The 12,887-nt window shown below is 71.0% G+C and carries 12 protein-coding genes, 1 pseudogene and 1 riboswitch; of the genes and pseudogenes, 7 read left to right on the top strand and 6 right to left on the bottom strand.

Annotated elements, in window-relative coordinates; all coding sequences use genetic code 11:
• Positions 1-4: 4 nt before the first annotated feature.
• Positions 5-517, bottom strand: a complete 513-nt coding sequence (locus tag ACIBG7_RS17105) for a PadR family transcriptional regulator (RefSeq protein WP_357928661.1) — start codon at positions 515-517, stop codon at positions 5-7.
• Positions 518-634: 117 nt separating this feature from the next.
• Between ACIBG7_RS17105 and ACIBG7_RS17110 the strand changes: the two genes are divergently transcribed.
• Positions 635-1,906, top strand: a complete 1,272-nt coding sequence (locus ACIBG7_RS17110) for a carotenoid oxygenase family protein (RefSeq protein WP_357928664.1) — start codon at positions 635-637, stop codon at positions 1,904-1,906.
• A gap of 78 nt (positions 1,907-1,984) precedes the next feature.
• On the opposite strand, the gene ACIBG7_RS17115 is transcribed toward ACIBG7_RS17110, so the two are convergent.
• Positions 1,985-2,320, bottom strand: coding sequence for a metalloregulator ArsR/SmtB family transcription factor (locus ACIBG7_RS17115; RefSeq protein WP_357928667.1), 336 nt, complete (start codon positions 2,318-2,320; stop codon positions 1,985-1,987).
• Positions 2,321-2,405: 85 nt separating this feature from the next.
• Between ACIBG7_RS17115 and ACIBG7_RS17120 the strand changes: the two genes are divergently transcribed.
• A complete protein-coding gene (locus tag ACIBG7_RS17120; protein WP_357928670.1) occupies positions 2,406-2,576 on the top strand; it encodes a DUF3073 domain-containing protein in 171 nt (56 codons plus the stop codon).
• A gap of 79 nt (positions 2,577-2,655) precedes the next feature.
• Here ACIBG7_RS17120 and ACIBG7_RS17125 read toward each other — a convergent pair whose 3' ends face one another.
• The 3 genes from ACIBG7_RS17125 to ACIBG7_RS17135 are packed head-to-tail and all read right to left on the bottom strand — an operon-like array spanning position 2,656 to position 4,765.
• Positions 2,656-3,270, bottom strand: coding sequence for a DUF1269 domain-containing protein (locus ACIBG7_RS17125; RefSeq protein ID WP_397336815.1), 615 nt, complete (start codon positions 3,268-3,270; stop codon positions 2,656-2,658).
• A gap of 36 nt (positions 3,271-3,306) precedes the next feature.
• Positions 3,307-3,699 carry a hypothetical protein gene (locus tag ACIBG7_RS17130; protein WP_397336816.1) on the bottom strand — a complete coding sequence of 131 codons (393 nt, stop codon included), beginning with the start codon at positions 3,697-3,699 and terminating at the stop codon, positions 3,307-3,309.
• Positions 3,700-3,739: 40 nt separating this feature from the next.
• A complete protein-coding gene (locus ACIBG7_RS17135) occupies positions 3,740-4,765 on the bottom strand; it encodes an AI-2E family transporter (RefSeq protein ID WP_397336817.1) in 1,026 nt (341 codons plus the stop codon).
• Between the two features lie 321 nt (positions 4,766-5,086).
• Between ACIBG7_RS17135 and ACIBG7_RS17140 the strand changes: the two genes are divergently transcribed.
• From ACIBG7_RS17140 to ACIBG7_RS17155, 4 genes are read left to right on the top strand one after another with little or no spacing between them, the layout of a single operon-like run.
• Entirely contained in the window at positions 5,087-5,500 is a 414-nt protein-coding gene (locus ACIBG7_RS17140) for a VOC family protein (RefSeq protein WP_397336818.1), read from the top strand.
• Between the two features lie 21 nt (positions 5,501-5,521).
• Entirely contained in the window at positions 5,522-6,889 is a 1,368-nt protein-coding gene (locus ACIBG7_RS17145; RefSeq protein ID WP_357928683.1) for a potassium transporter TrkG, read from the top strand.
• The gene (locus ACIBG7_RS17150) at positions 6,882-7,544 is read left to right on the top strand and encodes a TrkA family potassium uptake protein (protein WP_357928684.1); all 663 of its coding nucleotides are present in this window, start codon (positions 6,882-6,884) and stop codon (positions 7,542-7,544) included. Before ACIBG7_RS17145 ends, ACIBG7_RS17150 begins: the two co-directional genes overlap by 8 nt.
• A 17-nt stretch (positions 7,545-7,561) precedes the next feature.
• Entirely contained in the window at positions 7,562-9,412 is a 1,851-nt protein-coding gene (locus ACIBG7_RS17155) for a propionyl-CoA synthetase (protein WP_397336819.1), read from the top strand.
• Between the two features lie 154 nt (positions 9,413-9,566).
• Here ACIBG7_RS17155 and glyA read toward each other — a convergent pair whose 3' ends face one another.
• Positions 9,567-10,814, bottom strand: a complete 1,248-nt coding sequence (gene glyA / locus ACIBG7_RS17160) for a serine hydroxymethyltransferase (protein ID WP_397336820.1) — start codon at positions 10,812-10,814, stop codon at positions 9,567-9,569.
• Between the two features lie 119 nt (positions 10,815-10,933).
• Positions 10,934-11,021, bottom strand: a riboswitch (glycine riboswitch).
• Positions 11,022-11,317: 296 nt separating this feature from the next.
• Between glyA and ACIBG7_RS17165 the strand changes: the two are divergent.
• Positions 11,318-12,619: pseudogene (locus ACIBG7_RS17165) on the top strand (polysaccharide lyase 8 family protein); the annotation flags it as partial.
• Positions 12,620-12,887: the final 268 nt, after the last annotated feature.

Consider the following 12,887-nt stretch of genomic DNA (forward strand, 5'->3'; position numbering starts at 1 on the left):
AAGCCTAACTGATCTGCTGTTCGGCCCAGCGGGCCCACTCGGCCTCGGCCTGGTGCAGCCGCAGGCCGTACTCGAAGGCGAGCCGGCCGTGGTGGCGCAGGTCGTCGTCGCCGCCCTCCACCACACCGCGGATGGACTCCAGCTCGGCCAGCGCCCGCTCGGCCTGCTCGCCCTGGCGGCGCAGGTAGGCGCGGGCCTGGTCGGGGTCGACCTGCGACAGGAAGAACACCCGCAGCAGCATGTCGCTGCGCCGCACGCGGGCCGGCGGCACGTCGATCAGCCAGCGGCGCAGCTCGTCGCGGCCCTCCGCGGTGATCGCGTACTCCTTGCGCCCGCGCGGGCCCTCGGCGACGACCTCGATCATCCCGTCGGCGGTGAGCTTGCCGAGCTCGCCGTAGAGCTGGCTCTGCGTGGCCGGCCAGACGTTGGCGAGGGACAGGTCGAACGCCCGCATCAGGTCGTAGCCGCTCGCCGAGGAGTGGGCGAGCAGGCCGAGCACGCCGTGCCGAAGACTCATCTTCCTATATTGACATATCGCGACGTGACGTTCTACTTTCGACATGTCAGGCATGGAACGTGGTGAGCTCCTGCACCAGAGGCGCCGCCGATGATCGAAGATCGTGAAAGGCGTGTCATGAAGACCTACCTGGAGGGGCACCTCGCCCCCGTCCCCGACGAGATCGACGCCACCGGCCTGGCCGTCGAAGGCGTCCTGCCCGCGGAGCTCAACGGGCGCTACTTCCGCAACGGGCCCAACCCGCGGCCCGGCGAGGACCCCGGCCACTGGTTCGCCGGGCACGGCATGCTCCACGGCGTGCGGCTGCGCGACGGCCGCGCCGAGTGGTACCGCAACCGCTGGGTGCGCACCTCGCTGTTCACCGACGGGGCCTCCTTCGTCGGCGACAACGGCTTCGACCGGGCCGCGGTCCAGGCCAACACGCACGTCGTGCGGCACGCGGACAAGATCCTCGCGCTCGTCGAGGTCGGCCTGCCGTACGAGGTGGACGGGGAGCTCAACACCATCGGGCCGTGCGACTTCGGCGGGCGGCTGACGACCAGCGGGATGACCGCGCACCCCAAGGAGCTCGACGGGGAACTGCACTTCTTCGGGTACGGCTTCGCCCCGCCGTACCTGACCTACCACCGGCTGGACGCCAAGGGCGAGCTGGTGGAGAGCCGGGTGGTGGACGTGCCGGGGCCGACGATGATGCACGACTTCGCGGTCACCGAGCACTACGTGGTCTGGCTCGACCTGCCGGTGGTGTTCGACCTCGACCGGCTCGGCGGCGGCATGCCGTACGGGTGGGACGACGGCTACGGCGCGCGGCTGGGCGTGATGGACCGCGCGGGCAAGGTGACGTGGTTCGAGATCGACCCGTGCTACGTCTTCCACGTCGGCAACGCCCGCGAGGACGCCGCCGGCCGGGTGGTGCTCGACGGCGTGCGCTACACCCGCGAGGCGTTCACCAGCGTCTGGGACGAGATCGGCGGCGAGCAGGACCCGGCGGCACACGCGGCCGGCGCGACGCTGCACCGCTGGACCCTCGACCCGGCCACCGGCCGGGCCGCCGAGGCGCAGCTCGACGACCGGCAGGTGGAGTTCCCGACCTTCAACGACGAGCGGCTCGGCCGGGCCAGCCGCTACCTCTACACGGTGACCGACGCGGAGATCGTCAAGTACGACACCGAGAGCGGCACGAGCCAGGTGCGGGCGATCGACGGACGGCCGGGGGAGGCCGTGTTCGTGCCCGCGCAGGCGGCGCGCACGGAGGACGACGGGTGGCTGATGTCGATCGTGCACGACCGGCTGCTCGTGCTGGACGCCGCCGGGCTGGAGACGGTGGCGACGGTCCGGCTGCCGCGCCGGGTGCCGGCCGGGTTCCACGGCTCCTGGATCGCCGACTGACCCACACCCCGCTGGGCGGAGGACCAGCGAGCATTCGATGACAGCGGCAATGACAGCGCCAATGACAGAGCCGGGGCCCTAACTTCGGGCCTCGGCTCTCAGTTCTGCCAGGAGTTCTTCCTGGTCCACGAGCATGTCGGTGAGGATCCGGCGGGCGTCGGTGAGCAGGTGCGCCACGTCGGGGCTGGCCAGGGAGTAGACGACGCTTCCGGCTTCGCGGCTGGCGCTGACGATGCCGGCGCGGCGGAGCACGGCGAGTTGCTGGGAGAGGCTCGATGCCTCGATGTCGATCTGCGCCAGGAGATCCCGGACCGGCAGTGGCCCCTTCTGCAACAGCTCCAGCACCTGGATACGGGCTGGATGCCCGAGCGTTCTGAAGAAATCTGCCTTGGCCTGGTACAGCGGAACGGGCATGTGGTCAGTGTAATATAGCGACTTGCATAATTCTTCAAGTCGTAACGGCGTTGGCTAGGATGACAGACGGGACGAGGGAGTAGCCATGGGCCGAGGAAGATCGAAGGCGAAGCAGACGAAGGTCGCTCGCCAGCTCAAGTACACCAGCCACGATCTGGACGTCGAGAGCCTGAGCAAGGAACTGGGCGCGTACTCATCGAGCGACGACATTCCCCAGACCTCCACGCACGATCAGGAGTCCGAGCCCGCGCGCTGACGCGGACTCACGGGGACGAACGAGAGGCCGGTGGGCGGGTGCCGACCGGCCTGTCGCGCGTGGGACTGCCCGGCTGAGCTCAGCTCGCCGGAGTCGGGGCCTTGGGCTTGGGCGCCTGGGGCGTCGACCCTGACCGCTGAGCCGCGTTCTGCTGGCCGGCGTTCTGCTGGCCGGCGTTCGGCTGGGCCGTGCCGCGCTGGGCGGCGGCGGTCGCGCTGGCGACGGCGGCGCGCAGCTGCTCCTCGGCCTCCTGGCTGAGCGAGGTCTGCATGATGTCGCCGCCGAACTCGGCGATCTGCGGGATGACCTTGTCCGGCGTGCTCTGGCTGACCAGCAGGAAGAGCGCGGCGGTGCCGGGCGGGATCTTGGCGGCGACTTCCTTCATGAAGCTGTCGGAGACCCCGACGTCGGTCATCGCGCCACCGGCCGCGCCGCCCGCGGCGCCGATCGCCATGCCCAGCAGCGGCATGAAGAAGATCAGGCCGATGAGCCCGCCCCACAGCGCGCCGCTGGCCGCGCCGAAGCCGACGGTGCTGTTGAGCTGGTGAAGCTTGATCTTGCCGTCCGGGCGGTGCTCGACGACGACCGCGTCGTCCAGCGTGATGAGGTTCTGCTTCTGCAGGTCGAGGAGACGGTCGCGAGCCCGCTGGGCGGTCTGGACGTCGGGATAGTCGATGGCGATGAGGTGGCTCATGCAGCCACCCCTCCCCGCCACCGGGTCACCGGAAAGTCAGGACAATTCCTCGGCTTCCTTGCCGTGCACGATCAGCGCGTAGAGGATGAACACGTCGAGCACGATGATGATCAGCGACCACCACGGGTTCACCGCGATCCAGACGAGCTGGGTGAGCGCGTTGATCATGACCAGGATGACCGAGACGAACCGCGCCCAGCCTCTGCCGACCGAGACGGCCATGCCGACGATCACGAGCAGGAAGCCCAGGATCAGGTGGACCCAGCCCCAGCCGGTCCGGTCGAACAGCAGCAGCCCGAAGCGCGAGGGCACGTAGAGCTGGTCGTCGAAGATCGCGTAGAGACCTGTGATCACGTTGAACAGGCCGTTCATGATGAGCATCATGCCGGCGAACCAGATCCAGCCAACCCAGCCGGTGATCTTTGCCATGGCCCGGTGGTACCCGACGCACGTCCGGCCTAGGGCAAAGTCAGGGCGATGATTTGCCCGCTACCAGGGGAGATGCCCAGGAGGTCGCCGGGTCGGCGTCGAGCAGCACGGCCCGCACGAACGCGCTGAGCGGCACGGCCAGGATGGCGCCGAGCGCGCCGAGCGCCCAGGTCCAGACCAGCAGGGACAGGATCGTCACCGTGGTCGACAGCCCTGCGGACTCGCCGACGAACTTGGGCTGGATCACCGACTGGATGACGAAGTTGAGCACGCTGTAGACGACGATGACCCAGATCATCGTGCCCACGCCCGAGTCCAGCAGCGCCAGCAGCGCGGGCGGCACGAGCCCGATGAGGAAGCCGATGTTCGGGATGTAGTTCGTGATGAAGGCCAGCAGCCCCCACAGCAGCGGCAGCGGCACGCCGAGCAGCATCAGCCCGACCGTGTCCAGCACCGCGACGATCAGCCCGAAGAGCGTGGAGACCAGCAGGTACTGGCAGGTCTGGCGGGCGAAGCGCACCAGCGCCCCGGCCAGGTCGGCGCGCTTGGCGGGCAGGGCGGTGATGGCCTTCTGCAGGAAGGCGGCGTCGAGGCTCATGCCGTACAGCAGCAGGACGACGATCAGCACCGTCGAGGCGGTGCCGGCCAGGCTGGACAGTACGCCGCCCGCGGCCCGCAGGACCTGGCCCATGTCGAGGTGGGAGAAGACCTGGCCGGCCTGGGCCGAGGTCACGCCGTGCGTCTCCAGCCAGCTCTGGGCCTGGGTGAGGAGGGCCTGGTACTGCGGGGCGTAGGTCGGGATCAGCGCGGCGAACTCCGCCACCGAGACGACGACCGCGAGCACCAGGCCGATCAGCATGAGCAGGACGACGGTCAGCGGGGCCGCCACCACCAGCCAGCCCGCGGCGCCTCGCCGTACCAGCCGGGAGCGCAGCGGGGCGACGGCGATGGTCAGGGTCAGGGCCAGGAAGGCGGGGCCGACGATGCCGCTGAGCGACTTCGCCCCGGCCAGGATGATCATCGCGGCCGCCAGACCCACCAGGATGCGCATACCGCGGGAGAGCATGGCGGCACGCTATCCCCGGGTTCCGGTCATGCCCGCTGGCAAAACGGTCAAAGATGCATAAACTACATGCAATCTTTGGGAAGGGCGGCGGAAGATGGCGCTGATTGTCCACGTCAGGCCGGTTGATGATGCGATCGGGCACGAGGCTTCCGCGGACTGCGCCTGCGGCCCCCTCGGCCAGCTCGCCCCGCGCGGGCTGGGTCTCATCTTCCATCACCAGGCGCTGCTGCCCTGCCACGAATGGGAGGCCGCCCCCTTGGCGAGCCCGCACCAGGCGGGTTAGATCGTCGGGAAGAGCCCTGAGCGATGGGAGAACCCGCAGTGAACTGGACTCTCGAAGTGGTCGTCGTCCCGGTGGCCGACGTCGACCGGGCCAAGGCCTTCTACGCCGGGCAGCTCGGCTTCGCCGTGGACCACGACACCGACACCGGCACGCTGCGCATCGTCCAGCTCACCCCGCCCGGCTCCGGCTGCTCGGTGGTCATCGGCAGCGGCCTCACCACGATGAAGCCGGGCTCGCTGGAGGGCCTGCAGCTCGTCGTCAACGACGTGCGGGCGGCACGGGAGATCCTGGCGGGCAAGGGCGTCGAGGTCAGCGAGGTGCAGGTGGCCGGACCGAACGGGTTCCGGCCCGCGAGGGAGGACGAGACCGAGCTGAACAACGTGGGGTTCGTGTCCTTCGCCGACCCCGACGGCAACCGCTGGATGGTGCAGCAAATCACCTCACGCGCGTAATCCACTAGCATTCCGGGGGTTATGAGCCCACTAGGCAGGCGTGCGCGCTGGTCAGCGGCACTGCTGGCGCGCTTCAACCACCCCACGCAGATCGTGGTGGCGGCTTTCGCCCTGGCGTGCGCGCTGGGCACGGTCCTGCTGCTCCAGCCCGCCGCCGCGGCCGGAGCGCCCGCCACCTTCACCGACGCCCTCTTCACGGCCACCTCCGCGGTGACCGTGACCGGGCTGGCCACGGTCGACACGCGGACGCACTGGTCCGCCTTCGGCGAGGTGGTGATCGCGGGGCTGGTGCAGGTGGGCGGGCTCGGCATCATGACCTTCGCCACCCTCATCGCCGTCCTGGTCGGCGGCAAGATGGGCCTGCGCTTCCGGCTGCTGGCCCAGGCCGAGACGAGCATGCTGAGCATGGCCGACGTCGGCCGGATCGCCCGCAAGGTGGTCCTGTTCAGCCTGAGCTGCGAGGCCGTGATCGCCGCCGTGCTGGCCGGCCGCTTCGTGATCGGGTACGGCGAGCCGTTCTGGCAGGCGCTCTACTACGGCGTCTTCCACTCGATCATGGCCTTCAACCACGCCGGCTTCGCGTTGTGGCCGGACAGCCTGAGCCAGTTCGTCAGCGATCCATGGATCAGCCTGACCGTCGCCGCCGCGATCATCGTCAGCGGCCTGGGCTTCCCGGTCGTCTTCGAGCAGGTGCGCAACTGGCGCCACCCCAGCCGCTGGTCGGTGATGACCAAGCTCACCGTCGGCATCTCGCTGGCGCTGCTGGTGGCCGGCACGCTGCTCATCCTGCTGACCGAGTGGCGCAACCCGAAGACGCTCGGCGGGCTCGACGACGGCTCCAAGGTGCTGGCCGCCTTCTTCGCCTCGGTCAACACCCGCTCGTCCGGCTTCAACTCCATCGACATCACGCAGATGTCGGAGTCGAGCTGGCTCGTCTCCGACCTGCTGATGTTCATCGGCGGCGGCAGCGCCAGCACCGCCGGCGGCATCAAGGTCACCACCTTCGGCGTGCTGCTCTTCCTGATCATGGCCGAGCTGCGCGGCGAGCCCCGGGTGAACATCGCCCACCGGCGCATCTCCGAGGCGGTGCAGCGCCAGGCGATCTGCGTCGTCCTGCTCAGCGCGGCGGCGATCGGCGTGGCCTCCTACGCGCTCATGGTGATGACCAAGCACGACCTCGACCAGATCCTCTTCGAGGCGATCTCGGCCTTCTCCACCACCGGCCTGTCCTCGGGGATCACCACCGAGATGCCGCCCGCCGGGCACGTCGTGCTGGCGCTCCTGATGTTCATCGGCCGGATCGGCCCGCTTACGCTTGGCTCTGCGCTGGCGTTGCGCGACCGGCGCACCCGCTACGAGCTGCCCGAGGAGAGGATGCTCGTTGGTTGACAAGAACCGCGACCCGGTCGTGGTCATCGGCCTCGGCCGTTTCGGCAGCTCGCTGGCGCTGGAGCTGACCCGGCGCGGCACCGAGGTGCTGGCCATCGACAACAGCCCCAAGACCGTGCAGCAGCTCTCCGGGCACATCACGCACGTGGCCGCCGCCGACGCCACCGACATGGAGGCGCTCAAGCAGCTCGGCGTGCCCGACTTCTACCGCGCGGTCGTCGCGATCGGCACCGACCTGGAGGCGAGCATCCTGACCGCCTCGCTCCTGGCCGAGCTGGAGATCGAGGACATCTGGGCCAAGGCGATCAGCAAGCAGCACGGCCAGATCCTGCACCGCATCGGCGTGCACCACGTCGTCTTCCCCGAGCACGACATGGGCGAGCGGGTGGCGCACCTGGTCAGCGGGCGCATGCTCGACTACATGGAGGTCGACGAGAACTTCGCGATGGCCAAGACCCGGCCGCCGAAGGAGTACGTGGGCCGCCCGCTGGGCCAGTCGAATTTAAGGCGTAAGCACGGGGTGACCATCGTCGCGGTGAAGAGCCCCGGCGAGGACTTCACCTACGCCACCGCCGACACCGAGCTGAGCTACGGCGACGTCATCATCGTCTCCGGCAGCGTCGAGGCCGTCGAGCGCTTCGCGGAGCTGCCCTGAGGTGACACGATCGGGCCATGGCTCGATACCACGAGGTCTACCGGCGGAGCCTCGACGATCCCGGCGCGTTCTGGCGCGAGGCGGCCGCCGGGATCGACTGGCACACTCCCTTCACCGAGGTCTTCGCCGGGGAACGCTGGTTCCCCGGCGGTGAGCTCAACACCTGCTACAACGCCCTCGACCGGCACCTGGCCGACCGCGGCGGCCAGGCCGCGCTGATCTACGACAGCCCGGTCACCGGGACCAGGCGCAGCTACACCTACGCCGAGCTGCACGACGAGGTCGCCCGGACGGCCGGGCTGCTGAAGTCGCTCGGCGTGCGCCGGGGCGACACCGTCGTCATCTACCTGCCGATGGTCCCCGAGGCGGTCGTCGCCATGCTGGCCTGCGCGCGGCTCGGCGCGGTGCACTCGGTCGTCTTCGGCGGCTTCGCCGCGCCAGAACTCGCCGCCCGGATCGAGCACGCGCGGCCGAAGGTCGTGCTGAGCGCCTCCTGCGGCCTGGAACCGGGCCGGATCGTGGAGTACAAGCCGCTGCTCGACGCGGCCCTGGCCGCCTCCGCGCACCGGCCGGAGCACTGCGTGATCCTGCAGCGCCCGCAGTGCGAGGCGGCCATGGGCGAGGGCGACCTCGACTGGGCCACCGCCGTGGCCGGGGCCGAGCCGGCCGGCTGCGAGTGGGTGGCGGCGACCGATCCGCTCTACATCCTCTACACCTCGGGCACGACCGGCATGCCGAAGGGCATCGTGCGCGACAACGGCGGCCACGCGGTGGCCCTGCACTGGAGCATGGCCGCCGTCTACGACACCGGGCCCGGCGAGGTCTTCTGGGCCGCCTCCGACGTGGGCTGGGTCGTCGGGCACTCCTACATCGTCTACGCGCCGCTGCTGGCCGGCTGCACGACCGTGCTGTACGAGGGCAAGCCGGTCGGCACGCCCGACGCCGGGGCGTTCTGGCGGGTGGCGGGGGAGTACGGCGTCAAGACGCTGTTCACCGCGCCGACCGCGATCCGCGCGATCAAGAAGGAGGACCCGAACGGCGACCTGGTGAAGGACCACGGCCTGCGCTACCTGTTCCTGGCGGGGGAGCGGCTCGACCCGGACACCTACCACTGGGCCTCCGACCTGCTGGGCGTCCCGGTGATCGACCACTGGTGGCAGACCGAGACCGGCTGGCCGGTCGCGGCCAACTGCATGGGACTCGAACCGCTGCCGCCCAAGCCCGGCTCGCCGACCGTGCCGGTGCCCGGCTACGACGTGCGGGTGCTGGACGAGAACGGCGCGGAGTGCCCGCCCGGGGTCGAGGGCGCCATCGTGGTACGGCTGCCGCTGCCGCCGGGCACGCTGCCCACGCTCTACCGCGACCACGACCGCTTCGAGTCGGCCTACCTGGCCCGCTACCCGGGCTACTACCTCACCGGCGACGGCGGCCACCTGGACGCCGACGGCTACCTGTTCGTCATGGGCCGCACCGACGACGTGATCAACGTGGCCGGCCACCGGTTGTCCACCGGGGCGATGGAGGAGGTCGTCGCCACCCACCCCGACGTCGCCGAGTGCGCGGTCATCGGGGTCGCCGACGAGCTCAAGGGGCAGGTCCCGGCCGGCTTCGTGGTGCTCAAGAGCGGGACGGCGCGGCCCGCGGCGGAGATCGAGGCCGAGCTGGTGGCGCTGGTGCGCGAGCGCATCGGCCCGGTCGCGGCCTTCCGGCGGGTCAGCGTGGTCGCCCGGCTGCCCAAGACCCGGTCGGGCAAGATCCTGCGGGGCACGATGCGGGCCATCGCCGACGGCAGGACCTACCGGCCGCCGTCCACGATCGAGGACCCGGGGGTGCTGGCCGAGATCGAGCGGGCGCTCAGGTCCGGCTGAAGGCGGTGTCCCGGTCGTGGGGGGACACCGCCGTCAACCGGAGCAGGATGAACATCGGGGGCGCTGAGCGCGGCGGTGGCCACGCTCCCCGCCCCTGATGTGCTCATGTCCGGATTCCTATCCCCGCTTGGGTCAAGCTAGGGCAGGTGAACGGTCACAGCTCCGGGTAGAGCGGCCTCCGCTGCGCCAGTTCGGCCACCTTGGCCCGCAGCCGGGTGCGCGCGGGCGGGTTGAGCTCGGGGCGCAGCGCTTCGGCGATGACCGCGGCCACCTCGGTGAAGTCCCGGGCGTCGAAGCCGCGGGCGGCCAGCGCGGGGGTGCCGATGCGCAGCCCGGAGCTGACCATCGGCGGGCGCGGGTCGAACGGCACGGCGTTGCGGTTGACCGTGACGCCGATGGAGTGCAGCCGGTCCTCGGCCTGCTTGCCGTCCAGGACCGACTCGCGCAGGTCGACCAGCACCAGGTGCACGTCGGTGCCGCCGGTGACCAGGCGGTGCCCGGCGCCGGTGAGCGTGGCGGCCAGGATGCGGGCGCCCTCCAGCGTGCGCTCCTGCCGCTCGCGGAACTCGGGGGTGGCGGCGAGCTTGAAGGCGACCGCCTTGGCCGCGACGACGTGCTCCAGCGGGCCGCCCTGCTGGCCGGGGAAGACCGCGGAGTCGATCTTCTTGGCCAGCTCGGCGGTGGACAGGATGACGCCGCCGCGCGGGCCGCCGAGCGTCTTGTGCGTGGTCGTGGTGACGACGTCGGCGTGCGGCACCGGGCTGGGGTGCAGCCCGGCGGCGACCAGGCCGGCGAAGTGCGCCATGTCCACCATGAGCCGGGCGCCGACCAGGTCGGCGATCCGGCGGAATTCGGCGAAGTCGAGGTGGCGCGGGTAGGCCGACCAGCCGGCGACGATCAGGGCGGGCCGGTGCTCCAGGGCCAGCTTCTCGACCTCGGCCATGTCCACCCGGTTGTCGCTCTCCGAGACGTGGTAGGCCACGGCGTTGTAGAGCTTGCCGGAGAAGTTGAGCCGCATGCCGTGCGTCAGGTGGCCGCCGTGGGCGAGGTCGAGGCCCAGGATGGTGTCGCCCGGCGTGATCAGCGCGTGCATGGCGGCGGCGTTGGCCTGCGCGCCGGAGTGCGGCTGCACGTTGGCGTGCTCGGCGCCGAACAGCGCCTTGACGCGGTCGATCGCGAGCTGCTCGACGACGTCCACGTGCTCGCAGCCGCCGTAGTAGCGGCGGCCGGGGTAGCCCTCGGCGTACTTGTTGGTGAGGGTGCTGCCCTGCGCCTGCATGACCGCGACCGGCGCGAAGTTCTCGGAGGCGATCATCTCCAGGGTGGTGCGCTGGCGGTCGAGTTCGGCGTCCAGCGCCGCCGCGATCTCGGGGTCGACCGCGGACAGGGGTGCGTCGAGCATGAGGCTCCTCACGTAGCCGTAGGGCCTCCCCCTCTGTCATAGGCCTGAGAGATTCACCGCGCTTGCGTGCGGTTTGCCCCGTGGGCGAGACGCCGGGTGCGCCTCTTTCCAGAGTTCGCCTCCTCCACGCGGTCTTGGGCCTGAGAGTTTCCGGGGAGGTTTGCTCCTTCGGCGTCCACAGCCTGTGGACTCTCCCGCGCGGGATCATGGGCTTATGCAGTTGTCCAGGTCAGGACATGTTGTCCAGGTCAGGACATTAGGTACGGCTCAGCCGTCGTGTCAACAAGTCGCGGATAATCACCGTTGTGTCCCCCCTCTCGCGGCGCGCACTGGCCAGGCTGGGCAGCCTCGCCGCGCTCGGCACGCTGGCCACGCTCCTCCCGGCCCGGCCCGCCCACACGCCCGACGCCACCTTCCCGTTGTTGCGTCGCCGCTGGCGTGAGGTGACGGCGGTGCCGTACGCGGGGAGGGTGGAACAGGCGGCGGCCGGGCACCGGGCGAGCATGCGGCCCGCCCGCGGCGGGCTCTGGGCCGACCTGCCCTACCCGTCGCTCGACGACACGCCCGCGCGGCTGCAGACGATGGCCAGGGCGCACGCGATCACCGGCGATCCCGGCCTGGCCGAGGCGACCGCCGAGGGCCTGGCCCACTACGTGCGGCACGTGTACGCCGAGGGCGCCGAGCCGGTCGGCAACTGGTGGGACTGGGAGATCGGGGTCCCGCGCAAGCTGCTGGACGCCGCCGTGCTCATCGGCTCGCGCGACCGGGCCCTGGCCGAGGCGGTGCGGCACTTCGTGCCGGACAACCGGCTGAGGGCCTACCGGGGGCGGAGCACGGGCGCCAACCGGGTGGACCTGTGCCTGGTCCGGCTGCTGCGCGCGATCGTGGTGGAGGAGCCGGACGAGGTGCGGCGGGCGGCCGAGGCGCTGACGCCGGTCTTCCGCTACGTCGAGAAGGGCGACGGGTTCTACCGCGACGGGTCCTTCCTCCAGCACACGACCATCCCCTACCAGGGCGGCTACGGGGCGGTGCTGCTCTCCGGGGCGGCGATCATGCTGGCGCTGGTGCGCGGCACGCCGTGGGAGGTGGACGGGCGGTTCCTGTTCGACCAGGTGGAGCGCAGCTTCGCGCCCTTCGTGCTGGACGGGCTCTGCATGGACCTGGTCAGCGGCCGGGGGATCGCGCGCCGGCCGTACGGTGACCACCGGCGCGGCCAGGCCATCGCCTCGGCCGTCCTGCTGCTCGGCGAGTCGGCGCCCGCGGCGGAGCGGGCCCGCTGGCGGTCGCTGGTGAAGGGCTGGGCGGAGCGGGGCGGCTACCGGGCGGGGTTCGAGGACCTGCTGGCCGACGCGAGCGTGCCCGCGGCCCCCGAGCCGGTGGGGCACCGGCTGTTCCCGATGAGCGCCCGCGCGGTGCACCGCCGGCCGGGCTGGACCGCGGCGCTCAGCATGTCCTCCTACCGGATCGGGCACTACGAGCACGGCAACGGCGAGAACCTGCGCGGCTGGCACACCGGCTCCGGGATGCTCTACTGGTGGGCCGCCGGGCAGCGCGACCACTACTCCGACTTCTGGCACACCGTCGACCCCTACCGGCTGCCCGGCACGACCGTCTCGACCCGGCGGCTGGCCGACGGGGCGGGCCGCGGCTGGGGCGACACGCGCACGAAGTGGCGCTGGGTGGGCGGGGCGAGCGACGGCTCCTACGCGATCGTGGGGCAGCACCTGGCCGGGCTGGGCAGCACGCTGGAGGCGTTCAAGGCGTGGGTCTTCCTCGACGAGGCGGTGGTCTGCCTGGGGGCGGGCATCACGTGCTCGGACGGGGTGGCCGTGGAGACCGTGGTGGACAACCGGCGCTCGGCGGCGCAGCCGGCCGAGGGGGCGGGGTGGGCGCACCTGGCGGGGCACGCCGGGTACCTGGGCGAAGGCTTCCGCACTGCCGGGGAGCGGGGGTATCGCACGTTCTGGTTCGACCACGGCGTCGACCCGCGCGGGGCGGGCTATCGGTACGTGTGCTGCCCGGGGCCTCCGAGGCCCGCACGCGGGAGCTGGCCGGGCTCGGCTGGCTGGAGGT

This window comes from Nonomuraea sp. NPDC050328, assembly GCF_044459405.1.
Lineage (GTDB): Bacteria > Actinomycetota > Actinomycetes > Streptosporangiales > Streptosporangiaceae > Nonomuraea.